This is a genomic window from Luteitalea sp. (assembly GCA_009377605.1).
Classification (GTDB): Bacteria; Acidobacteriota; Vicinamibacteria; order Vicinamibacterales; family Vicinamibacteraceae; genus WHTT01.
Genome location: WHTT01000093.1, coordinates 1 through 22,880 on the forward strand (window position 1 = coordinate 1; position 22,880 = coordinate 22,880).

At 63.0% G+C, this 22,880-nt stretch carries 15 protein-coding genes; 3 read left to right on the top strand and 12 right to left on the bottom strand.

Translation table 11 applies throughout. The features are described 5' to 3' along the window. The first annotated feature begins 44 nt into the window (after window positions 1-44). Window positions 45-386 (top strand): LytTR family transcriptional regulator, encoded by a 342-nt coding sequence (locus tag GEV06_23270; GenBank protein MPZ20803.1) that lies wholly within the window; start codon window positions 45-47, stop codon window positions 384-386. A 178-nt stretch (window positions 387-564) separates the two neighbouring features. After that, the gene (locus GEV06_23275) at window positions 565-1,923 is read left to right on the top strand and encodes a PQQ-binding-like beta-propeller repeat protein (protein MPZ20804.1); all 1,359 of its coding nucleotides are present in this window, start codon (window positions 565-567) and stop codon (window positions 1,921-1,923) included. Between the two features lie 10 nt (window positions 1,924-1,933). Here the strand turns inward: GEV06_23275 and GEV06_23280 are convergent, their stop codons facing one another. From GEV06_23280 to GEV06_23315, 8 genes are all read right to left on the bottom strand, one after another. Continuing rightward, window positions 1,934-3,427, bottom strand: coding sequence for an FHA domain-containing protein (locus GEV06_23280; GenBank protein ID MPZ20805.1), 1,494 nt, complete (start codon window positions 3,425-3,427; stop codon window positions 1,934-1,936). Window positions 3,428-3,437: 10 nt separating this feature from the next. After that, window positions 3,438-5,015, bottom strand: a complete 1,578-nt coding sequence (locus GEV06_23285) for a hypothetical protein (protein ID MPZ20806.1) — start codon at window positions 5,013-5,015, stop codon at window positions 3,438-3,440. Between the two features lie 46 nt (window positions 5,016-5,061). Beyond that, on the bottom strand, window positions 5,062-6,039 hold the full coding sequence (locus GEV06_23290; protein ID MPZ20807.1) for a hypothetical protein: 978 nt from the start codon (window positions 6,037-6,039) through the stop codon (window positions 5,062-5,064). A gap of 7 nt (window positions 6,040-6,046) precedes the next feature. Further along, window positions 6,047-7,303 (bottom strand): hypothetical protein, encoded by a 1,257-nt coding sequence (locus GEV06_23295; protein MPZ20808.1) that lies wholly within the window; start codon window positions 7,301-7,303, stop codon window positions 6,047-6,049. Between the two features lie 202 nt (window positions 7,304-7,505). Next, a complete protein-coding gene (locus GEV06_23300) occupies window positions 7,506-9,185 on the bottom strand; it encodes a hypothetical protein (protein ID MPZ20809.1) in 1,680 nt (559 codons plus the stop codon). A gap of 15 nt (window positions 9,186-9,200) precedes the next feature. After that, window positions 9,201-10,904, bottom strand: coding sequence for a hypothetical protein (locus GEV06_23305; GenBank protein MPZ20810.1), 1,704 nt, complete (start codon window positions 10,902-10,904; stop codon window positions 9,201-9,203). Window positions 10,905-10,922: 18 nt separating this feature from the next. Further along, window positions 10,923-11,666: a glycosyltransferase gene (locus GEV06_23310; GenBank protein ID MPZ20811.1), complete on the bottom strand. Its 744-nt coding sequence runs from the start codon at window positions 11,664-11,666 to the stop codon at window positions 10,923-10,925. A 12-nt stretch (window positions 11,667-11,678) separates the two neighbouring features. Continuing rightward, on the bottom strand, window positions 11,679-14,234 hold the full coding sequence (locus GEV06_23315; protein MPZ20812.1) for a protein kinase: 2,556 nt from the start codon (window positions 14,232-14,234) through the stop codon (window positions 11,679-11,681). A 362-nt stretch (window positions 14,235-14,596) separates the two neighbouring features. Here GEV06_23315 and GEV06_23320 point away from each other — a divergent pair, with 362 nt between their 5' ends. Further along, on the top strand, window positions 14,597-15,373 hold the full coding sequence (locus GEV06_23320) for a hypothetical protein (protein ID MPZ20813.1): 777 nt from the start codon (window positions 14,597-14,599) through the stop codon (window positions 15,371-15,373). Between the two features lie 49 nt (window positions 15,374-15,422). On the opposite strand, the gene GEV06_23325 is transcribed toward GEV06_23320, so the two are convergent. The 4 genes from GEV06_23325 to GEV06_23340 form a co-directional block, all read right to left on the bottom strand. Next, a complete protein-coding gene (locus tag GEV06_23325) occupies window positions 15,423-16,055 on the bottom strand; it encodes a hypothetical protein (GenBank protein ID MPZ20814.1) in 633 nt (210 codons plus the stop codon). Between the two features lie 246 nt (window positions 16,056-16,301). Further along, entirely contained in the window at window positions 16,302-16,811 is a 510-nt protein-coding gene (locus tag GEV06_23330) for a hypothetical protein (GenBank protein MPZ20815.1), read from the bottom strand. 9 nt (window positions 16,812-16,820) lie between these two features. Next, window positions 16,821-20,786, bottom strand: coding sequence for a hypothetical protein (locus GEV06_23335; GenBank protein MPZ20816.1), 3,966 nt, complete (start codon window positions 20,784-20,786; stop codon window positions 16,821-16,823). Continuing rightward, window positions 20,783-22,090 carry a hypothetical protein gene (locus GEV06_23340; GenBank protein ID MPZ20817.1) on the bottom strand — a complete coding sequence of 436 codons (1,308 nt, stop codon included), beginning with the start codon at window positions 22,088-22,090 and terminating at the stop codon, window positions 20,783-20,785. Before GEV06_23340 ends, GEV06_23335 begins: the two co-directional genes overlap by 4 nt. Between the last annotated feature and the right edge of the window lie 790 nt (window positions 22,091-22,880).

Here is a 22,880-nt window from a genome sequence, read left to right on the forward strand (position 1 = left end):
GACGCTGCCGCTGCTCATGCGCTATGTGCGGCGATTTCCGCTGAATCAGGGATCCGTGGCTCGCGCGGATTGCCGTGAAGGAGGACGAGGGCCTCAGGTTCGTTCCGGTGGACGAGATCCTGTGGATCGAGGCTGCGAACAAATACGTCGTCCTCCATACGTCACATCAGCGGCACGTCGCGCGCGAGACCATCCAGAGTCTCGCCCGACACCTCGATCCCTCCCGGTTTGTCCGCGTCCATCGCTCGATCCTCGTTCGCAAGGGCGCCGTTCGCGGCTTGAACCCACTGTTTCACGGCGACTACCTCCTCCGTTTGGTCGACGGCACACAGCTCACCCTCAGTCGCACCTTTCGGGACGCCTTCTTCACTGCCATGCGCCGTTGAAGGGCGCCCTCGGTCCACGGCCTGCCTGAGACGACTCACGCCGGCAGGCTCCGTCTTGCGACAAACCACGGCGCGTTCGGCGAACGCGCCCTACCATGCTGACGGTCGGGACGCCTCGCCGAGGCGTTCGTCACGGTCTCTCGGTTTGCACGAAGGGCAAGAGACGAGGGTGATCCAGATGATGAAGCTGCGAGTACCGCTGGGGCTGCTGATAGGGTTTCTGCTCGGCGGGAGCATGGCCGGGCCGCGTGCCCAGGTCGCGCCAGAAGTGCGCTGGCCGTCGTTCCGTGGCGTTGATGCCACTGGTGTCGCAGAGACGGGGAACCCGCCCGCGCGCTGGGACGTCGAGAATGGGCGCAACGTCGCTTGGACAACGCCGATTCCAGGGGTCGGTCATTCGAGCCCGATTGTGTGGGGCGACCGGGTGTTCGTGACGACCGCCGTCATGCTCGAGGACGACGCACGCCGAGACGCGCCAGCGGAGAACGCCAAACCTGCGCCGGCAGCCAATCCACTCGAGGCTCCTGTCACCGACAACGACAAACCGCACGCTTGGCGGCTGTACTGTCTCGATCGGAAGGATGGCCGGGTGCTGTGGGAACGTACCGCCCACCAAGGCATCCCACGAATCAAACGGCACCCCAAGACGACGCACGCGTCGGCGACGCCGGCGAGCGATGGTGTCCATGTCGTCGCAATGATGGGATCGGAGGGGCTCTACGCCTACGACTTCGACGGGCGGCAGCTATGGAAGCAGGACCTTGGTGCCCTCGATGTCGGCCTTGTCGAGGATCCCACCGATCAGTGGGGACCGGCAAGCTCTCCGATCATTCACGGTGGGCGCGTGATTGTGCAGAACGACCGGCACAAGAACTCGTTCGTGGCCCCGTTCGACGTCAAGACAGGGAGAGAAGTGTGGCGCGTCGATCGCGACGAGCTGCCGGCATGGAGCACACCCGTCGTGCACCCGAGCGCCGAGCCGAGGCTCATCACGAACTCACCACATTTCATTCGCGGCCACGATCCCGAGACGGGCAAAGAGCTGTGGCGAGTCCCCGCTGAAGCCGAGGTCAAGGTCGTGACGCCGGTGATTGCCGGCGACCTCATCATCGTGACCGGCGGCTGGCCACTCGGCGGGCAGCCAATTTTTGGCATTCGGGCCGCCACGGGCGAGGTGGAGTGGAAAGTGGACCGTGGCTCAACGTATACGACCACACCGATCGTCTACCAAGGCATCCTCTGCATCGTCGCCGACAATGGCGTCCTGGCGGCGTACGACGTGAAGACCGGTGAGCGCCTGTACCAGCAGAGAATTGCCAGGGATGCAGGCGGTTTCAGCGCCTCACCGGTTGCCGCCGCCGGGCGCGTCTACTTCACGAGCGAGGACGGCGTCGTCTACGTGGCGCGCGCGGGCAAGGTGTTCGAGCTGCTCGCACGAAACGACATGCCGGAGATGTGCCTGGCGACGCCTGCGATCACCGGCGACATGTTGATCGTCAGGACTCGCGGGCACCTCTACGCCCTTCGCGAATCGTGATGCTAGCCCACTAGCCCTTCTCCAGGAAGCCGAGCGGATTATCGAACGGAAAGCCGAACAGTCTGGGATTCTCTCCAATAACCGCGGCCGACACGATATAGAACACGTAGTCGTAGGTTTCCCGAGGCACTCGGTTCCGATGCTTCTCGAGCACCTCCCAGAAGTTTCGCTCTGCCGGGTTCTCGGGCATGCTCCGCAACAGCTTGATGACGCGGTTCTCGCCCCAGTTGTAGGAGGCCATCACGAGCAAGCCCGACGCTTGCGCGTCAGTGGAGTAGATATCCTTGATGTAATGCGCTGCCGCGCGGGTGGCTTTTTGCCAGTGGTGCCGGTCGTCTTCAGCGTCCGGCTTTCTGGCTTGTGCGAGGGGCCCGACAGTGAGCCCGTACTGTGTAGCGGTCGTCGGAATGAACTGCCACATGCCCTTCGCGATTCCCATGCGGGTCGGCGGCCCGCTCGCGAAGACGTTGAAGTCGCTCTCCTGCATCGCGAGATACAAGAACTGGGGCGGCAGATTTTGTGCGAGAAACTCGTCGGCGATCGTCTTCGTATATCCCATCTCTTGCGCGAGCTTCACCGACCGCGCGTAACGCCCTGACGACTTCCACTTCTGGATGTAGCTCTTGACCTGCCTCAGGTAATCGGGTGGCGCGGCCAGCTCGCATTCACCAAACAGACGCGTTACCCGCAGGATCAGCCGATCCTCCTCGCTCAGCCGCTGGTCGTACAAGTTCAGCACCGAGAGATATCTGTCGTATGTGCCTTCCATCTGGCGGCGCCTGGCCAAATACCGCTTGACTTGCGCCTTGCCCTGCGCGCTCCCAGACTCCGCCACTTGCCGCTCCAGGTCGGCCATGCCGACGTCGAGCGACTTCATCGCGTAGAAGAGCTCTTGCGCCACCGCCTCTTGCTGGCCCACCTGGCGATGCTTGTAATACGCGTAGCCGGCCGCAGTAAGCCCTGCCAGGCCCATCACGGCGACGATCCACCCGTACCTGCGCTTCTGTTTCTTCTGGACGTTCTGGAACGCCTTGCGGATCATCAGGGTTCGCGCACCCACCGGCTCCGCGCTCTTTCCCGACCCGAAGTAGCGTGCCTCGTAGCTGGCCAGCAGCCTCGTGTCACTTGAAGAACGCTGCACCGTTTCCGGCGGTGCACCCGTCCCTTGCGTCGGCACGGCTGGACGCTCCAACGCTATCGTCAACGATGGACCATCGGCTCCCAGCGAGACCGTCACACTCTCCTCGATGGCTGCTGTCGTCACCTGCCGCCCGTTGACGAAGAGGCCGTTGGCGCTTTGCAGATCCTGGCACCACCAGCGTCCACGATCGAAGGACACAAGCAAATGCTTCCGGCTGACGTGCACATCCTCGATCTGCACTTCGCAATCGTACTCACGCCCGACGTGAAACGGTTCTGAAAAGCGAAACGTGCGACCGTCCGACGTGTGGACTCGCAGTGCCGGAACGGTTCTCGGATCGGGAGTGTGCACGGATAGGCTCATGCGCCTTTGTTTACGAGCTGGCTCTATTAGACACCCAGGCTTGGCCACGACGCCACAGTGCCGGCTGCAGGGCTCCGGGTTGCGGGCGATCGCTTACGTAGTACACGCGCAGATTCGAACGCCGCCACGGCAGCTTCCGGCCGGCGACCTCGTATGTCAGGACCCAGTGTGGCGGCAGCATCTCAGGCGCCACATCGAACACCATGTCCCGAGACCACCAAAAGCTTCGTGCGCCACCGACCGCGACGTAGCAACCTCGTAAGTCTGCCTGCTGATTCTGGCCGATCTGCTCAATCGCAACTCGTGTGTCCCTCAAGTAGAACCGCAGCGCGTTATGCGCGGGAAGATCCACCACGAGTCGATTGTTCGTGTTGGCGATGGTGGACTTGGCGTAGCGAGCCAGCTCCCGCACGTCCCGCTGGCTGTCGTCGTACTGAGTCCACCGATGGCTTCCTTCCGCGACGAAGTTCGCCAGCAGCAGACAGAGAATACTGACTGCCACGGCGTGGTGCCGCCGGTGGAGCCGAAAAAGCGCCGTTCCCACGACGATGACAGCACACGGCAGCAGCATCTCGAGGTAGCGTTCCTGGCGAACGAGCGGGAGATACCGTGGCGAGATGTACTGCGGGTAGAGCTCGAAGAAGGCAAAAACCACGATCGCGGAGACGATCAGAAACGTGATGACGCCGTGACGGGGGCGCATTAGAGAGAACGCGCCTGCAGGCACGAATACCCAGAACAGAAAACCGTGCTCGAAATAGCGGAACGTCTCGTACCCGGATAGCCCAAAGAGGCTGCGGGGGTATTGCCACATCAGGTCCCAGTAGTTGACGATACCGGCCAGATACCAATCGGGTTTGTACGTCTGATAGTACAACATCTCCGACTTGAGCTGCCAGAAGAAGTCCCCTTTGATGACGTAATAGGTAGAGCACACGCCAACCAAGGCGAGCAAGAACGTGACATAGAAGGCGCCGTGTCGGCGCACGACCACGGCACGTCTGCTCCTGAGGGACGCGAGGGAATACAGCGCGAGCGCGCACAGGGCCGGCAGAAAGGCGACCTTGATGAGAAACGCCGCGGTCATCAAGGCGCCCGCGGCGACGAAGAGACGGAGGCTCTTGGTCGCAGCGAGCGTGTGGTCGGCGACGAGAAATGTCCCCCAGGAGGCAAACGTGAGGCACGAGAGAACCACGTCGTTGGTCATCGTGGTGCTGTTGACCACGTTGAACGGCTCGAACGCATACAACAGCGAGCACCACCAGGCTGCGCCGGGATCGATGAGCCTTCGCACGAGACCAAAGACGAGCGCGGTGGTCAGGAGCGACGAGAGCAGCACTGGCGCCACGACACCAAAATCGCTGTAGCCGAACAGCGCGATGCCACCCGCGAACAGGACGAGCAAGAGCGGGCGGTAGGCGTATTGGTTGAGTGGATCGAGTGGTGGATAGCGGCCCGCAAGGATCTCGTCGACGTGGGCGATGTAGCCGAGGTCGTCGCCCAGCCCGAAGCCAACAAAGAAGAGGCCTCTCAGCAGCGCCGCTGAAAGCAGGATCAACGCTAACTGAAGCCGCCAGTCTCGTATCACTGGAACGGGACCACCAAGAACACGAAGGCCTTCGTGTTCTTGGTGGTCAGGGGCCTGTCTGAGTCACGACAAACGGAATTCCCGCGATGAGCAGCGTTCCCTCGCGGGCCGCTGTGGTCGCACTGACGTCGTAGACGACCTTGCCTGGTCTATTCCCGCTCAGCGGCGGCCGCAGCGTGATCCAATCCGCGAGCGATTGCGCCGTCCAGTTACATCCGCCAGTCGTCGCAATCACGACCTCGCCCGAGCCACCCTGGGGTCCTATCGTCGCGCTCGTCGGGCTGAGCGAAAAGTCGCACACGAGAGGCGTCGTCGTCGTGCTGGTCGTCGTGGTGGTTGGACCGATCGTGGTCGTTGGCGGAGGAGCGTCGGTGTGCACGAGCTTCAAGGCCGGGAAGGACAGCGGGCTTCCTGGGCAATCGCGCACCGTGTCTCCTCCCGTCCACTCGACGAAGAGACGAGACAGCGCTCCAGAGAATTGCCGCTCTGCCGTGCAGTCCTCCAGGTTCGCGGTCAGCGTCCCCTCGAACTGCCCGCCCAACTCGAGAGGGTCTGGTGACCCACCTAGCTCTCCCTTGACTTCTCCACTCGTCCCGCTTCCCGTCTGGTAGACACCCTCAACGCTGTACCTGCTTTCCGGCGGGTCAGCCTGCATGACGCCTGGTACACGGCCGAGGAGCGAAGCAGCAACGCCTTCAGCGGGGATCAGTTGCACAATCAACGTCATATCGTTGGGCGCTTCGGGTGGTGCTTGAAGGCCCACGAACCGGAGCACCTCGCCTCCCGGCACGGTCGTTGTCGTCGTCGTTGGCTCGATCGTCGATGTCGTGGTCGACGTCGTCGTCTTGGTAACGGTGACCGCGCCTGGCCCGTCGCCGACCGCGCCTGGCCCGGTCGGCGTCTCGTCCTCACAGGCCACGACGAGCAGCGCGAGCAGCGAGGCCAGACAAAGCCCGATGAGGGATGCCGCTCGCCGGCTCGGACCGGGTTGTCCTCTCCTCGACAGATGTGTGCGTTCGCTCATGATGCCGTTAGAAGGCCCAGTCGAGGCCGACCACGGGCGTGAAGACGTCGTGAAGACCCTCGTCCTGAACTGGTATCAGTGCGTTTACCGAAAACAGGAGGTTGCCCTTGATGTTCCATTTCAAGCCAGGCACCAAGGTGAGCTTTTGAAATCCCTCCGGCAGCGCGACAAGCGACTCGAAGGAGGTCACGCCCTGACCATCATCCCCGGGGGTGAAGGCTTGGAAGCCCACCTTCCCGCCGTCGAGAAGATGCCGTCCAAGGAAATCCACGAGCAAGGTCAGCCTCGACGCTGCTTCGAACTCGACTCCAGCGGCATATTGAAACTGGTGCCGGACCGTGACCATGCTGGTCGCTGGCTCCAAACCGGTCTCCACGTCTGGAACGGGCGCAAACCCCGACTGCGCCGCTATCCCCTTGTCCCACCACTCGAAGCCGACATTGGCGTGCGGCCGGAATCGTCCCCGACCCGCGGACGCCAGCACCGAGACCAGCGCTCGGTAGAGACCCAAGCCACGGAGATTCTCGCTACTTCCCGTCGGAAGCCGCACGGTTGCTGCAAGGGCCACGCCTCCAGGATCAGGCAGACCATTGCCAAATCGAAGGAACCGATACTTGGCCTGCACCGCGATGTCGCCCAGGCCGGAAGAGGTCCCACCGCCGACGGCATCGCGAATGAACTTGCCGTCGCCGTCGACCACCTCCGTGAGGCCCTGCACCCTGACCTTCACCAAGGGCACGGCCACGCCGACGTCGATATTCTCGGTAATACCCATGACACCGCCGAGAACGAGCGTCTGGGATTCGATCTCCAAGCTGGTGGTTCCCGTGAACGACGTCTCGGGCGAGTCGCCGGTCAAGGCGCCGAGCCGCATGCCGTCGAGATCGACATCACCGAGCTTGTCGTAGGTGGCGCTGCTGAAGCTCACCTGGATGGCCATTTTGTCAGCGCCGGCCGTCAGCGCTCGTTCGGCGAACGACGGGCCGAACGTGGTCGCTCTCCGCACCAGGAGTCCCGTGTTCGGATCCAGCTCGAAGCCGAAGCCGCTCGATGTCGTGCCGAGCGGTGAAGTCGCGACCTCCAGTGCTGTCGCCAACACCATCGCGTCGCCAACCGGAGTCGAGCCGACCTGTTGCGTCAACTGCCCAATCGTGTCGCGCAGTGAAAGTCCCTCGGTTGTCTCGACCGCCTGAGCCGAAGCCGAAGAAGGGATGCAGCACACGGCCACCAGCAACATGAGCGAAACACTCGCCGGACGCTTCATACCTGTTCCGAGGGAGCTACAGCCAGGTCGGAAGTCCCTGTGGCTTCGATAGTTGCCAAGACGTGCTGAGGAGCAGCAATCATCTCCAAACGTTGGGGTTGTGTATAGCATCGTTCCTCGCGGCAAGTCAAGACGCCGTATCGCGCATGGCGTTGCAGACGCATGGCGTTGCAGGCGCATCACGTCGCTGGGCCATAGCGTGTCAGTCTCGTCCGGAAGGCAGCTCGATACGGTAAATTGCATAGCGCTGATCACGTTCCCGATGCTCGCGCACCGTCTCAACTGGCCTGTTCTCGAGGGCCTTTCGGCAGAACTCCTGCTGGACCGGATCCGGGACGTTGCACCAGAAGTTCCAGTGCAGGTAGACGCCGCCGGCGTACCTGGCAGCGACGTAGTCCAAGTAACTCGGGTTGGTTACCACCCGAGACATTTGCCCGGCGTTGATTCCCCAGACGTGAAACATCCCGGGGTTGTGCGTCAGCACATACGAATTGCCTCGAAGTTGGGGAACGACTGACCGCGCAAATCTTACGTCCGCTCGTGCCGCCCACGCCTCCTCGCTGGTTGCCCGCAGGAGTGGGGCATACGACAGAAACTGGAACGCGAGGCCGGCCGTGACCGCCCCCTGCGCAGGCAGACCTGCCGTGATGCGCTCGAGCCACCCAACAAGGCGGGCGGCACCAAGCCCTCCAAGCATGGCAAGAGGCGGATAGGTCATGAGGGAATAGCGGACATCAGCCCCGTAGTCGTAGCTTCCGGCATAGAACACGAGATAGATCCCGAAGAACAGAAAGAAGTACAGGGCCAACGCCATCCGCTCCCGCCTGAACGACCAGCTCAGCAACCCGAGGATCGCGAGCAGTGTGAAGATCACCGGGAAACGCTCGTCTCCAAGGTAGAATCCGCCGTTGACGCGAAGGTTCTCCACCAGATATCCGAGTGAGAGGCGCGCGTGGCTCGTGCCCCAGCCTTCGTTCCTCACGGCGAACATGTGACCCACGTGGACGACGACGAGCGCAAACGACAGCAGCGCGACCCACCACAATCTTGGGCGTGACAATCCGACCCGCTGCCGCCACAACAACGATCCGATGACCGGCACGATCAAGAATGATTCAGGTCGAAACTGGACTGCGTAGGCAGCGGCGACGCCAGTGGCGGCGAGAGCGACCGTGCTCATGGAGCGGGAAGCGTGCGCGGCGCACAGCAGCGCGGCAAGCAACGCCAGTGAGGCCGAGGGCTCCACGGCCGCCGTGGCCGACCAACTGAGCTGCTGCGGCGTGAGCGCAATGAGGAGTCCGGCAAAGAACGCCGCCACGCGATCACCGAACAAGATGAGCACGAGCAGATACACACAGGAAACCGTCACCGCCATCACGATCGCGTTGACGACGAACGCCGTCGTCTCCGTGACGCCGAACGCCCGATACGCCAGGCTCAACAAGTGGGGATAGGCGTACGGCTGCTTGTTGTACTCGCCGCTCGAGCATTGGAGCCGGCCGTACTCAACCGTGCCGTCGTTGCACATCTGGGCCAGTCTCAGATCTGCGAGGTTCTGCGCGACGTTTTGGTAGATCTGCTCGTCGTAGTAGATGCGATTGGTCCGAGGCGCGACAAACAGCGTGAGCCCGAGGGCCAGGACCACCGGCATCAGCATCATGAGCCCGTCACGTCGGTCGAGCCTGCGAACGATGTCCCTGAGGACGACAGCCCCAAGTGCGAGCACGAGCCCGACACAAAGCTCCAGCGACCAGAACTGAAGAACCTTCAGTTGCTCACGCAGCGAGACAGAGGGCGTCCTCATCAGCCAGGTGAGCAGCGCCGCGAGTACTGCGAGCCAGGCCGAGACGACCAAGACCCAAGCTCGTCGTGAAGGCGTCATCGGATCGATGGTGGCTCAATCGGCGCAGGGCCGGGTGACGAGAAACGGGCCAATGGCCAACGCGTCCGCGCCGGAACGCAGGAATACATCGATGGCCTCGGCCGGCGAGCAGACGAGCGGCTCGCCGTGAATGTTGAAGCTCGTATTGAGCACAGCCGCCACGTTCCACCGGTGGCGTGCCTGTCGCAGCAACTCGGCGAACTCGCTTGGCTCGCTGTCCGGTACGAACTGCGGGCGGCACGTGCCGTCGACGCTCGTCACGCCGGCCAGACGATCTCGGTAACACGGCGAGACCTCGTACGCCATCGTCATGGACCGGTTGCGGGCACCCGTCCAGTCCGCGAGGATCCGTGGTCCCTCGCTCTCGAGCACGCTTGGACAAAAGGGCTGATACCACACGCGCCGCTTCAGCACGAGGTTCAAGCGGTCCCGCACGTCCCGACGGTCGGGACGTGCCAGCACGCTTCGGTTGCCAAGTGCACGGGGACCATACTCCATGCGTCCTTGAAACCACATGACGATCCGCCCCTTGGCCAAGAGGTCAGCGACACGATCGGCGAGATTCGGGACGGGCCGGACGGCAAGGCCCGCGATTCGCAGCGCTGTTTCGATGGCTGGCGTGTCGTACGCATGACCGAGGTCGAGCGTGTCGAGGTCGAGGTCGAGGCCGTCACGATACCGCGACGCCGCCACGACGGCTGCTCCGAGAGCGAGCCCCCCATCACCCATGTGCGGAAAGATGTAGACGTCTTCTACGTCGGGTAGCAGACGGATGCGTCGCGTTGCCTTGACATTCGACACCACGCCGCCGGCCAGCGCGAGCCGCCCGAGCCCGGTGAGACGAACGGCATCGCGGGCGAGCGCCACGCATGTGTGCTCCACGACGCGCTGCGCCATGTACGCGAACTGCTCGTTGGCATAGCGCCAGTGAATCTGCGCGAGGGGCCGGCGCAAGCCGTGCCCAGGACGCACCGTCTCGATCACGCCGTCGCGCACGCGAACGCATGCGAGCAGCGGGTTGTCCTCATCTGCAATCGGCGCAGCGTAGTCGGCCAGCGCCATCACCTTGCCCTCGTCTTCGAGCTCGCGCATGTTGAGGAGATTCGTCACATGCTCGAAGAACACGCCCAGCGAGCATCGCGCCGGTGAGGCCGCCAGCCGCTCGAGCCGGCCCTCCCGAAATGCCGAGATGGTTGCAGAGAGGCCATCACCCAGGCCGTCGATGGTCACGACGGCGCACGGTGCGAAGTTTGCCCCCCACGCGGCGGCTGCCGCATGCGCTTCGTGATGGTCAACGAGATCGAGCGCAGCTCGCCCGAGCCCATGCTGCGCGAGTTGCCGTCGCAGCGCAAGCCGGTTGAGCGCCTTCGAGACCGGTCCCGGTGACCACTCGGTCATGCGGTACTTCACGAGACGAGTCAGTCCAGCGAAGGGACCAGGGCGTTGGGTGCGCCGACGAACGGCATAATAGCGCTCCTTGCTTCCCGGCGACCAGCGGCCGAGTGCCTTGGCCGGATCGGAGGTGGAGACAGCCACGACGTCGATCTGCTGCGGCTCCAGACCTGCGTGCGCCAGGCAGGCTTGTATGGAGCGCATGGGAAAATGAATCTCGAGCTTGCGGCGGCTCAACCGCTCCTCGTTGACCGCAAACAGCAGCCGTCCCGCCTGCAGCAGCGCGGCGCCAGAATCGTGGCCGTCCCAGATGCCAAGTACGTTCACAGTGTCGTCGCGACTTGGTCAGAGAAACAGATACTTGACGAGCGAGAAACCGTAGCGTGGCGCGCTCCGCCACACGCGAATGTGTGAGGTGCCATGAGCGCGAGGGTGCTCATGGCTCGGGACTTCGGCCATCCGGAACCCTCGTCGTAGCGTCTTGATGATCATCTCCTGCTCGATCGTTGTCGTATTCTCGCGTAGGTCCAATTGACGGAGCACGCTCGTCCTGATGGCGCGGAAGCCGTTCTGACTCTCGCTCAGTCGGCAGCCGAACCGCCGGTTGATGCACGCGGTGATGAAAGAGCTGCCCGCCAGCCGCAAGAACTCATCGAATCCGCCGTGCAGCTCGCTCGATCCGCCTCTCAGACGCGACGCTGAGACATGATCGGCGCGGTCGGCCAGAATCGGCTCCACGAGCAACGGGATGTCCTCGGGATCGTGCGATCCATCAGCATCCAGCAAGACGGTGATGGGTGTGCGGATGTGGGGAATGGCGCGCCGAATGGCCTCTCCCTTTCCTCGACCGCCGTCTGTGAGGACGCTCGCACCGCTCCGTGCAGCCAGCTCCGGCGTTCCGTCGGTCGAGTGGCCGACGACCACGATGACCTCGCTAGCGTAGCGCCGCGTCCGCTCGATGATGTCTGGGATGCTTGGCGCTTCTTGCTTCGCCGGAATCACCGCCGACACGTCGGTGGCCACATGATGCTCGACCGCTCGCGCCAAGCGCGTCTGCATCGTCGCATCGGCGAAACAGGTGACGTTCATCACGCACGCCAGCTACTTGAGCTCGAACTTGAACTCACGGATGATCCAACGGCCATTGCGCCTCTCCACCTTGAACTCGTCGGTCCGTTCATAAGGCTTCAGTGAACCACCCACACGAGCTCGGGGGGCCAGGCGAGCGTCCACTTTGACGGTTCCGCTTCCCAGTGCCGCGTCGAGGTCGATGAATTCGGGCTGGCCGGTGAACGTGTAGTCCAGCGACGTGTATTGTTTGAGCTGCTTGCCAATCACGTCCGAGACGCCGGGGAACACGCGCCGCAGCGCCTGCAGGTCGAGCCGGCCATAGGCGGCACGGTACTCATCGAGAACCTTCTGGATTTCCTCCTTGGCCACCTCCTCCGGCGCGGGAGTCGGCTCCGCCGGTTCAGCCGGGATCGGGTCAGGCGTTACTGGCCTCGGTTCCGCCGATGGAGCAGGGCGTTTGGGGCGCGGTGGAGGCGGCTCGACGGGGCCGGCAGTCGTCGGGCGATCACGCGTGAACATCGCGCCACATGTGCGTGGCGCTGTCATCACTGTCTGGCCGGACGTTCCCGCACAGTCTCCAGTGAACCCCTTGAAGACGTAACCCTCGTCCGGCAGCGCGCGCAGCGCGATCTCGGTGCCCTCCGGGTGTTCCGCTGAACACTCCTTTCCGTATGAGCCGCACGTCACGCCCGTGCCGACGATCGTGCCACCCTCGGGCGGGACGATGGTGAGCAATTGAGCCGAGATAGGAGTCTCTTCCGGAATCGGCACGAACGTGGCGCTGCAGCTTCGTGGCGCCGTCATCGTGGCCCGGCCGTTTGGTGCGCAGTCGCCGGTGAACTCGCCCAAGGCGAAACCTGGATCAGGTTCAGCATTGAGTGCAACGGTCTGGCCATCGGTGAATGTGCCGGTGCAGTCCGAGCCGACTGTACCGCAATTGATGCCGCTAGCCGACACGGTGCCACCCACCGGTCGCGTGATCGTCAGCAACCGTCCGGACCACCAGGCCCACGGCCGGAAGAGCATGACGATTGCGACGAGGCACAACATCGCGAGCAGGATCGCAGCCGCCTGCAGTGCGCGCCTGTTGCTCTTCCATGGTGCGCCGGATCGACTCCAGGGCAACAGCGCTCCGATACCACTGCGCAGAGATCGCCGGCTTGGAGGAGGCGCAGCCTTGAGCACGGTCGGTGGTGCAGGCGTGGCCGGCGCTGCGGGATGGCGTGCTCTCCTGAGCGCTGGCGGTGGCACGGGTACGACCGGTTCGTCTATGTGCGTACCCGGTCGGAGCTCGGTCCGTCGTTTTGGCACTGCCGGCGCCGCGGGGTGGGCAGCCGTTCTGAGCACGGTCGGCGGTGCGGGCGTGCCCGGCGCCGAAGGGTGGGCAGCCGTTCTGAGCACGGTCGGCGGTGCGGGTGTGCCCGGCGCCGAAGGATGCGCAGCCGTTCTGAGCGCAGTCGGTGCCGCGGGCGTGAGCGGCGGGAACACAGGAGGCGGCGTCGGTGGCTGCACGATCTGTTCGAGGCGCTCGAGGAAGGCGCGAGCGCCTGTGTGCGCGGGATCCTCGGCTAGCGCTTCGATTGCGAATCGTCGGGCGGCTTCATAGGCCCCCTCTTCGTAAACCGTGAGCGCACGTTGGTATGCCGCATCCGCGCGCGAGTCGCGAGATGTTCGCCCTGGGCTCTCTGGCGGCGGCGGCGTGGTCCGGGCGCGTGGTGCAGGTGTATCCGCGGCCCTCAACCGCCAACGCTGGCGCTCGAGGTCTGCTTCGAGCGTCGCGGCATCCTGATAGCGCCGGTTGGCCTCTCTTTCGAGCGCGCGCGCGACGATCCGTTCAATCTCCGGATCGAGCTCCTCGACCAGTGAGGTCAGTGGGGCTGGCCGGCCGCGCAGCACCTGGTGCTCGATCTCTCGCGTATTCGTCCCGGGAAAGGCCTCTCGGTGTGACAGGAGCTCGTAGAACACCGAGCCGACGGCGAACAGGTCACTGCGGGCGTCGATCTCGGCGCCTTCAATCTGCTCGGGTGACATGTAGCCCGGCGTGCCGATCTGCACGTTGATCTGCGTCATCGGGACGCCCACCATGGTCAGCGTGCTTTCAGCCACGCGTGCGATCCCGAAGTCCAGGATCTTCAGCCGCCCGTGCTGATCCACCATCAGGTTGGCCGGCTTGATGTCACGATGGACGATGCCCGCCTCATGCGCGTGGCCGAGCCCAGAGCACAGCTCCACCATCAGCTTGAGCTTCTGCGCCATCGACATCGGCGCCTGCCGCTTGATCTTCTCTGCAAGCGTTTCGCCCCGGACGTACTGCATGACGATGAACGGCGAGCCGCCGTATTCGCCGGAGTCGTAGATATCGACGATATTGGGGTGGGTCAGCGCGGCCAGCGATCGTGCTTCACGGGCAAATCGTTGGCGCAGATCGCCAAAATCGAGGGTCGCACTGAGCAGTTTGAGGACGACGAGTCGCTTCGTGTTGGGATTGGTGTCGCGCGCCAGATACAGCGATCCCATGCCGCCGGTGCCGATAAGGCTCTTGATTTCGTAACGGCCGATTGTGTCAGGGACGACTTGCGAAAACATTGGGACAAAGTCGCGAGAACGGTTAGTACAGCACGTGAGTGTCAGTCCAGCAAGGGGGGTGCTCCTGAAGCGACGGGAGCAGCAGGGCACGGCGTTGTGGGGTACATGCGAGCTCAGCCATAACCATCTCTAGAAGAACGTCGGATAGCCACCCGCGGTCTCGCGCTCTCTCGCCCTTTCAAACAAGGAAACGAACCGAACGCCCTATCCCGAACACGATCAACTCTTTACCTGAGGTTCCCGTAGGCCGGCTCTTCGTTGACAAGCGTCTCACTGGCCGATAATCTGAGCCCGTCTTTCGCGGGTTACACGTCTTCGGCCACAAGACGCGCCACGGCCTGGAACAAATGGAGCCTTCGCCCATGGATGGACGCGACAGCACGCAGTCGCTTTTGGTGCTCAGGAAGCTGACGCGCGCCATCACCGACGCGGTCCGCGTGCAGATGACGGAGTATCTGGCGACGCTGGCGCCGCTGTTGCGGCCCAAGCTGGTCCTCGGTGACTACGTTCAGGGCGGCTCGAAAGAATCGACACGCCGGGCCGACAAGGCGTTCAAGGCGCTCCAGGCCCTGTATGAGACGGTTGGCGGCGCGAAGCCGTTCACGCTCTCACGCGAGCTGACGGCGCCGATCGCCTTTACAGGCGACGGTCTCGAGATCACCCCTGTCGACTATCCCCACACCGTGCCGTCGGGCTCGGACACGCGGAGCATCATGGTGCGGTCTCCGTTGACGTGGGTGTTGACCTATTCCGGGTTTGCGCCATCGCGGCTCCCGGACCTCTTGAAGGCGAAGCTGCGCCCCGGTGACGAGCTGGAACGGTTCGTGCTCAGCTACCTGCTCATGCATGTGGTGACGACCAATTCGCCCGGCCTCCTGCAGATGTTCGACGCGCTCCACTTTCCGATCACGACCAGCACCTCTCCGGAATTCGGCACGCTGCCGATCACGCGCATTGGCGTTGGGATCTCCACCGAACGGCCGTCGGACGCGCTCATCCTCCAGAGCGCGGAGCTGACCGGCATGGATGCGTTCGAAGAGGTGGTCAACGTGCAGGAGCTCTCGGCGCTGCGTGATCCTTTGAAGGAGCGATTGCTGGAGATTGCGCGTCAGCAGGCGCCCGAGCTCGTCTCGCGCTGACCGTCCCGCACCCGACAGGTGTCCCACGCGATCGTCCCCGTCGAGCCGCTCAGCGTTGTTGAGGGCGATAAGACCAAAACGACCCTCGTACCGTGATGGTCGTTGCCCGATTGCCGTCCCTGCGTGTGGTGTTCGTGAAGAACAGTTGTGTGCGGACGACCGGCGCGCCACCCGGATGATTCTGCTCGAGCACGGTGATGGCGCCGTTTCCGTCCACGCGCTCGACGATGGCCGTGTGGTGTGGGCGCTCTTGGACAGCCGTGTCGGTGGAGCCTGATCCGTCCGGATTCGTGGCGTCGGTCTCGCGCTCGTAGACGTAGTCTCGGAATTGAATCACGTCGCCTGGCCTGACGTCGGCCAGACCGACGCTCGTCCCCCATACGTAATCCGCGTCAGGCGTCACCGTCCCGAAGTCGGCGGCGCTCCGCGCTCCAGCGTTGCGGAGCGCGCGATCGACCAGCGTGAAGCATTCACCGTCTCCAACGCGCTGGCGCATGCGTTGACGCGCGAAGCTCACGATGCGATCGGCCATGCTGGCCTGGGTCTGCTTCGGACTCCCGCTCTTGGCGTCGAGCCCGATTGGGCCCGGTGTTGGCGACTTCGTGCGCGGCAGGGTTCCATCGTCGATCGCGATGGGCTCGCCGAAGTCATTCGCGGGTGCAGGAGTAAGACCGTCGCCCATCTCTTTACTCCGTTCACACAATATGCGCTTCCGGTGAGACCAATGACCGTGCCAGAGCGGCGCACTGATCGTGTCCGGCAGAGATCCACCCGATAACGACCGTCATCAGGATGGAAAACCATTCGGACCCGTCCCGATTCATGGACCGGCCTGCGCTTTCCATGACGTCAGATCCGCGACGTCACGCATGATGCATGACCTCTGCCTCGTGCTGCGATAGAAAGGGCCACACCCCTCGCGAACGTTCTACGGCACTTGCGTCTCGCCGAATTTGTAGTCGAATGATCCGCAGAAGCTGATCTCGAATATCGAGCCGCTGCTGAATTCCATGGCGTGCACGCATTCGCCCTCCTTGAGCACGGCGACCTCGTCGGTCAACAGATCTCCGTGGGAACCGCTTGGGGTCCGCCGCGCTGTCTCGGGAATACCGGTCGAGTACTTCTTGACGTTGCCGTAACGCAGATGCAGCTCGCGGTCGAAGTACGCGCCGAGTAGAACGATCTCGATAGATATCTCCCAGTTCTGCGTGTTCGCGACTTGTGTCTCAGTCACCGTGAAGGTACGCAGGCGCATGTCGTGCAGCGCCCTGCGGTCGAGATGATCGTAGTGCCAGGAAGCAGTCATGAAATCGTAGAGGTTCGGCGGCATCCGATCCTTGGCTGCGTCAAGCGCTGCCACGTAGCGCTGGAACGCCGCACCTAGCGCGGCATGGTCCTCGTGCTCTCTCTGTACAAGTAAATAGTTCGCATAGAGCATGTGGTCAACTCATCTGCCGCATGTTCGATCGAACATCGGACGTTTTCTCGTGCGGTCAACGGTGTGCCCCTCGCGTCGTAGCTGATCGACATTGATGCCGTGGATTCGTCTGCACATGTCGTCCGAAACGGAGGGAGGCCGCGTGTTCGGATGGCCGTGCTTGGGAATCCATTCCCCGTCCGGACCGACCACACCAACCTCGACTCTCCCAGGGGCGTAGACGTGAATCTCGTGAGAAGCTCGGCCGCCGGTGTTGAACTGATCGACCCCCGCTTCCCAGCCGTCCCCGAGCGGGAGCCAGCGACGCTGTAGGCCCAGTGGATCGATATAGTTGACTGGATCGGGAGAGTAGGCATACGGGTTGAACCCGCCGGCAAGGCCAACGGGATCCTGAGTCAGGTATCTGCCGACATCTGGATCGAAATAGCGAAACCGATTGTAGTGGAGACCAGACTCGCCATCGTGGTATTGACCCGGGTAGCGGAAGGGTTGGCGAACCGTCGAGGACTCCTCATCATGTGTCTTGCCCCATAGCCGGTGGCCCGAGCGCCAGACCACTTTCCCGTTGTCGTGCCGGGTCAGCTCGCGCGGCGTGCCGGATGGATCACAATGAAAGTGTAGGATTCCGTCACCATTCCACGAAACGAGAGGCACAAAGCTGCGCGGTCCATAGATGAAGCTCTGCACTTTATCATCGGAACGCTCCTGCAATAATAGGTTAGTCGACCAAACAAACTCCACTTTGGCGCCATCGGTTCGCTTCGCGATTCTCCGGCCCAACGCGTCGTAAGCGTACTCGGTTCTCTCGGTCGAACCGGACCGGTGACATACCGTCTCGAGAAGTTGATGCTCGGAATCGTACCTGAAGTGGTCGGTGCGGTCTGCGCTGCTGCGCTTCGCCGCGATGTTGCCGAACACGTCGTACTCGAAACGAATGCCACGGTACGTGATAAGCCGGTTGTTGAGGACGGCACCACCCGCCAGCGGCGCATTTGCGTCGATTAGGTTATCGGCCGGATCGAATGCCAGCACCTCTCGGGCCTGTGGACTCAGCATGTGCGTGAGGCGACCCAGAGCGTCGTAAGCCATCGACGTCCGTCCCTGTTCCGAGTCGGTCACCTCCGTCAAGCGCCCGGCGAGGTCATAACCGTACTCTCGCGAGAAGAGCAGGCTCGCCCCGTTGCGCGTTCGGTGCTGCTTCAGGCGGCCGACGGGGTCGTAGTCATACGTACTTTCAACAGCGCCCTGCGTACGGCTGCGCTCACGATAGAGCGCGTCACGTTGGATCGTCGCGATGGTCCGGCCATCGAGGCCAATCGCGCGAACATGCCCAGGAGCTTCAAAATCGAACGTCACTACCTCGCCTTGTGGATATGTGGTACGCGCGCGATTGCCAATGGCATCGTACTCGTGGATCATAGAGTATTCGCCCTGCCTCTCCTCAAGGAGGTTGCCGATCTCATCGTACCTGAAGGAAACATCGCAGCTCGCGTTGGTGGCTTGGACGAGACGTCCAACGGCGTCATAGGCAAACTCGGCGCCACCATCGGGCAGGATCTTCCGCTGTAGACGTCCGAGAGAATCACGAACGTACTCGATGACGTGTTCGGGCGTATCCGCAGACGCGCCGCCTTCGCGGCGCCGGATCAGTTGGCCGGCCGAGTTGTACTCGTACCGATTCGTGCGTCCGTCGAAGCCAACCTCGGAGATCAGGTTGTCATTGGCGTCGTACTTTAGGCTGTAGCGAGCGCCGTTCTGGTTGACAATCCCAACCAACCGATTCTCGAGGTCGTATTCGAACCGGATGCGGCGCGTGCTGTCGATACGTTCGATGGGTCGATCTCCGGACGCGTAGCGGAATTGCCGCGTATGGCCCAGCGGGTCCGCGTACGCGATAAGGCGCCTGAGTGCGTCATATGCGAACTGCTCACAGCTTCCGTCGGGGTGGTCGATTCGGATCAGTTGTCCGACGGCATCGTAGGAAAAGGCACGCCGCTGGCCAAGCGCATCAACGCTCGCCGTGAGACGCCCGAGCGCATCGTAGAGGAACTGCGTTGTCGCACCATGCGTGTCGCTGAACCGGACGAGATCCCCACGTTCATCCCACGTTAACCTGCTGATCCCCCCCGCCGCGTCGTCGATCTCGAGAGGCAGGCCGCGGGAGTCATGAACGTAGCGGATCGCCCGACCAAGCGGATTGATAACAGAGGCCAGGTTGCCACGATGGTCGTAGCCGTATTTCCAGGTATCGCCTGCCGCGTTGATCTCCTCCCTGGGTTGGTGGAAGGCGTTGTACACGCTTTTCGTCGACGCCCCCAAGGCATCGGTGACCTTCGTCCGGTTTCCCCATTCGTCGAAGTCGAAGGTGGTTGTGTTGCCCAATGGATCGATCTCGGCAATCAGGTTGTTGTTGTCGTCCCAGACGAACTGTTTCTCCTCCCCGTATGCTGTAACCATGCGCTCGACCAAACCGGCAGGGTTCCAGTAATAAGTCATCAACTGTTCGTAGCTATCGGTCACGATAGTCATGCCAGCTTCCAGATCGTAGGCAAGAGCCCGGGTGAATAACCCGCCATCGCCCCAAGTGTGGATGCACCGAGCACCGGGACCGCTGCCGTCATAGGCAAAACGGAAGCTGAGACCGCCGCGATCCGTTTCGCGGATCAGAAGGTGGTTGACATACTCGTAGCGTGTCGCGTTTCCCACTGCGTCCCGGACCTCCACGAGATCCCCCTGAGCGCTGTAGCGATAGGACACGGCCGGTTGCCGCAGGTTCGGATCCTCTGGATCTGGTACCCAGATCGTATTGAGCCGGCCCGCGGCGTCCGACTCGAGGGAAATGACTCGCCCGGCGCTGTCCCGGATGGCAGTCAGACGCCTCGAGGCGTCGTAGGCCAGCTCCAACGCGTTGCCGTTCCGATCCTCGACAGAGGCCAGGACCTGCGGTTGACTTTTGTCTCGGGACGCAGCAAAACGAAAGATTGAGCCGGTCGCCGTGTGCAGTGCATAGCCATGCGCATCGCGGACGAGCGTAAGGCGCTCCTTCGAGTCCGTATAGCTCTCGCCTTCCTCCAGCGTAGGAAATGCTACCGGACGCCCGTCCGGTGCTCTCACGGTCACAGCGTCATTGGGCGAGTCGATCAGTAGCGCCATATCGTAGCTGTGATGCCACCCGTGACCCAGCGGTCCCTGATAGGTCGAAGCGCTGTACCAGACACGTTCGAAGTCGAAGGGAAGAGGACCCGGCAGATGCAGGTCGACGGCGTCGGTAAATACCTTCCCGGTCGCTACGTCCACGGGATGCCCCGTAGCGGAGCAGATACCGCGGTGGACCTTGTTCTGCAAGCTGGGCGGCACGCCCAGCTTGTTCATCCCTTTCCTTGCGGCGTTCTGGATCTTGTCCGACAGCGCCTTCATCCGGCGGCTGGCTTTCTTCAGCTTGCGCAGCTTCTTGAAGGCCTTGCCGAGGCCAGCCATCCCGGCGCGCATGCCAAGCGCCATCATCGAGACGGTGGGCGCGCCGCCGACCAGCACGGGTGCGCCCATCGGTACGGCAAGCACCACGCTAGTCGGCAAGACGAGCGATTTCACGCGGCGCTTTTTCTTGCGCCGAGGGATAGGTGGAATGCCGATATCCTGACAACTAAGCGCCGGCATGCCGAGGAAACTGAGCGGCTCATCGTCGGCCAGCACAGTAGATGAGCCCATGAACACGTCGCACTCATTGGCTGGCGGCTTCACGAACGTGCCACCTATCGGGATGTGCGACGGGATGCACATGCCGCCAGTGCCAGCGGTCGCGCGCGGCAGGCCGTTCACTGAGACCGTGGAGCCGATGATGGGCGCGAAGTCGAACGGATCGATCAGCAGCCCGATGAATGGGTGCGGCACCGGCACGGGCGGGGCCGGTGGGGGCGGCTGAATGATGTGGATGTCGATGCCCAGGACGGGATCGAAGGCCTTGGCGGCGATCATCCGAGGTCTCCGGCCGCAGCGTCAACCGACCGCCATTGCGAGGTGCCCATGAGGTCGGTCAGGCGTTGCTCGACGAACTCCGCGTGCGTGGACGGAGCGCTCGCCATGTTCGCGAGTCGGAGCATGCCCTCGCCCGCGAATGGCAGTGTCGAATGCGCACGGTTCTCAGGAGGCAGTGCCTCCGCCGCATCCAGCGCCCGCAATCCGCAATCCCATGCGCGCGCCAAGTCGCCTGCCCGTTCGTGGCAGTAGCTGGCCATGCGCCAGCACTCGACCAGCATGAGCCCATCGGCCGCGTTCGTCGCGAGCACTGCAGCCGCTTCGTACGTGGCACCAGCCTGCCGGAAATCGCCCGCGGCGAAAAGTGCGGCGCAGTGCCCAAGACCGGCCTGGAGCCTGAGCTTGCTGCCCACCGCGTCCCCGTCCGATTTGAGCCGTGTTCCTGCTGCACCCGCGTCTTGGTACAGCGAGATGGCCTCAGTCCAGCGTTTGGCAGCAAGGAAGCCACCCGCGAGTGCCATGTTCACGGCGGCGACGAGGTGAGTCCAGTTATTGGCTTTCGCGATCGCCGTGGCCGCATCGGCACGCTCTCGCGCGGTCTCGAGGTCCCCTTGCGCCAGCGCTTGCGACAACGCCGTGAACTTCACGCGGAACTGACCATCAGGGGTAGACGTGCCGCCGGTTCGTGAGAGCTCGAGGATCGCGCTGGGCATGTCGAGGTCTGCGACGGTTGTGGCGACACGACCCGGCTGGCCTTCGGCAAGCGCGATCAACACGGGCCTATCGATCGAGTCCACAACTGCGACGCGCACCTCCTCGGGCAGCCGCTCGACCAGAGCCCCCAGCCAACGCTGCCACTCTGCATCATCGCTCACGCTCACGGGCATCAGTACAAGCGCCAGTTTGTCCGTCAGCTCGTTGTAGTGGGCGCGCAGCGACGTGCAGGTCTCGAGGAAGGCAACCAGACTGTGCCGACCCTCTGGCGTCGGCGGCAACCAGGCGTCATCCATGCCTGCCGCGACGAGATCGGGGCGTGCCTCCTCGTACTGGGACAGTAGCGATGCTCGCAGCACTTGTCCGTATGAAACGACATCCTCAAACGGATCGACCAAGCTTAGGAATAGGTCCGGGATCTCTCCCGCTCGATCGTCTTGCTCCGTCTGTATGAATGCCTCGACCACACGCAGCTCGTCGTCACGGACGAGCCAGCGGAGCAGTCTGGCCTCGCTGTTCGAGGCGAACTCGTTCCATTGATCGTTCAGCCGATCGAGCCGCCGTGCGATCGCGTTCTTCCGTTCGCCCATGGCCCTCAGTTGAGTTTGATTGTCGAGCCCATGACCGTCACCAGCGCACCGCTCGTGACCTTGATACCGTCTGGCCCGATCTGAATCGATGAGCCGCCTGCGGACAGGGTGATGGTCGCGCCCGCGGCCACCTCCACCGCTACGCCGCCAGTCACCTTCACGTTGGCACCCCCAAAGGCGCTCAGATCGATACCGGCCGAGAGGTCCAGGTTGGCACCGGCACCGTGCCGCATATTCGCACCTGCGCTGATCTCGTCGTCGGCGCCGACGACAACTGAGCGCATGGCGCCAATCGTGAGACCCTGGTTGCCGGTCACGGATACATTCTGGTTGCTGCCCACCGATACGGTTTCGTTACTACCAACGACCACGGACCGATCGGTCCCCACGTCGATTGACTGATTCGAGCCTACGGACTCAGTGTCATCTACGGCGACGGATGACGTGCGATTATTGCCAACCGACATGCTCTGGTCGCCCCCCACAGTGACGGACTGATTCGCGCCCACAGACTCCGTGTCGTCCACAGCTACCGACGACGTGCGATTGTTGTTGATGGTGTTCGTCTGATCGTGTTCGACCGTGGTGTTCATGTCGTACTGGCCGTGGACCGTGATCTTCTCGCTCCCGGCCGTGTCATCCATCGACATCTCGTTGTAGCCGCCGCCCTTGTGCGTATTCGACTTCAGGCCGCTCACCACACCGCCGTGCGGCGGCATGTTCTCCGCGTTATAGACGTTGCCAATGATGATCGGCTGGTCTGGATCGCCCTCCAGGAAATCAACGACTA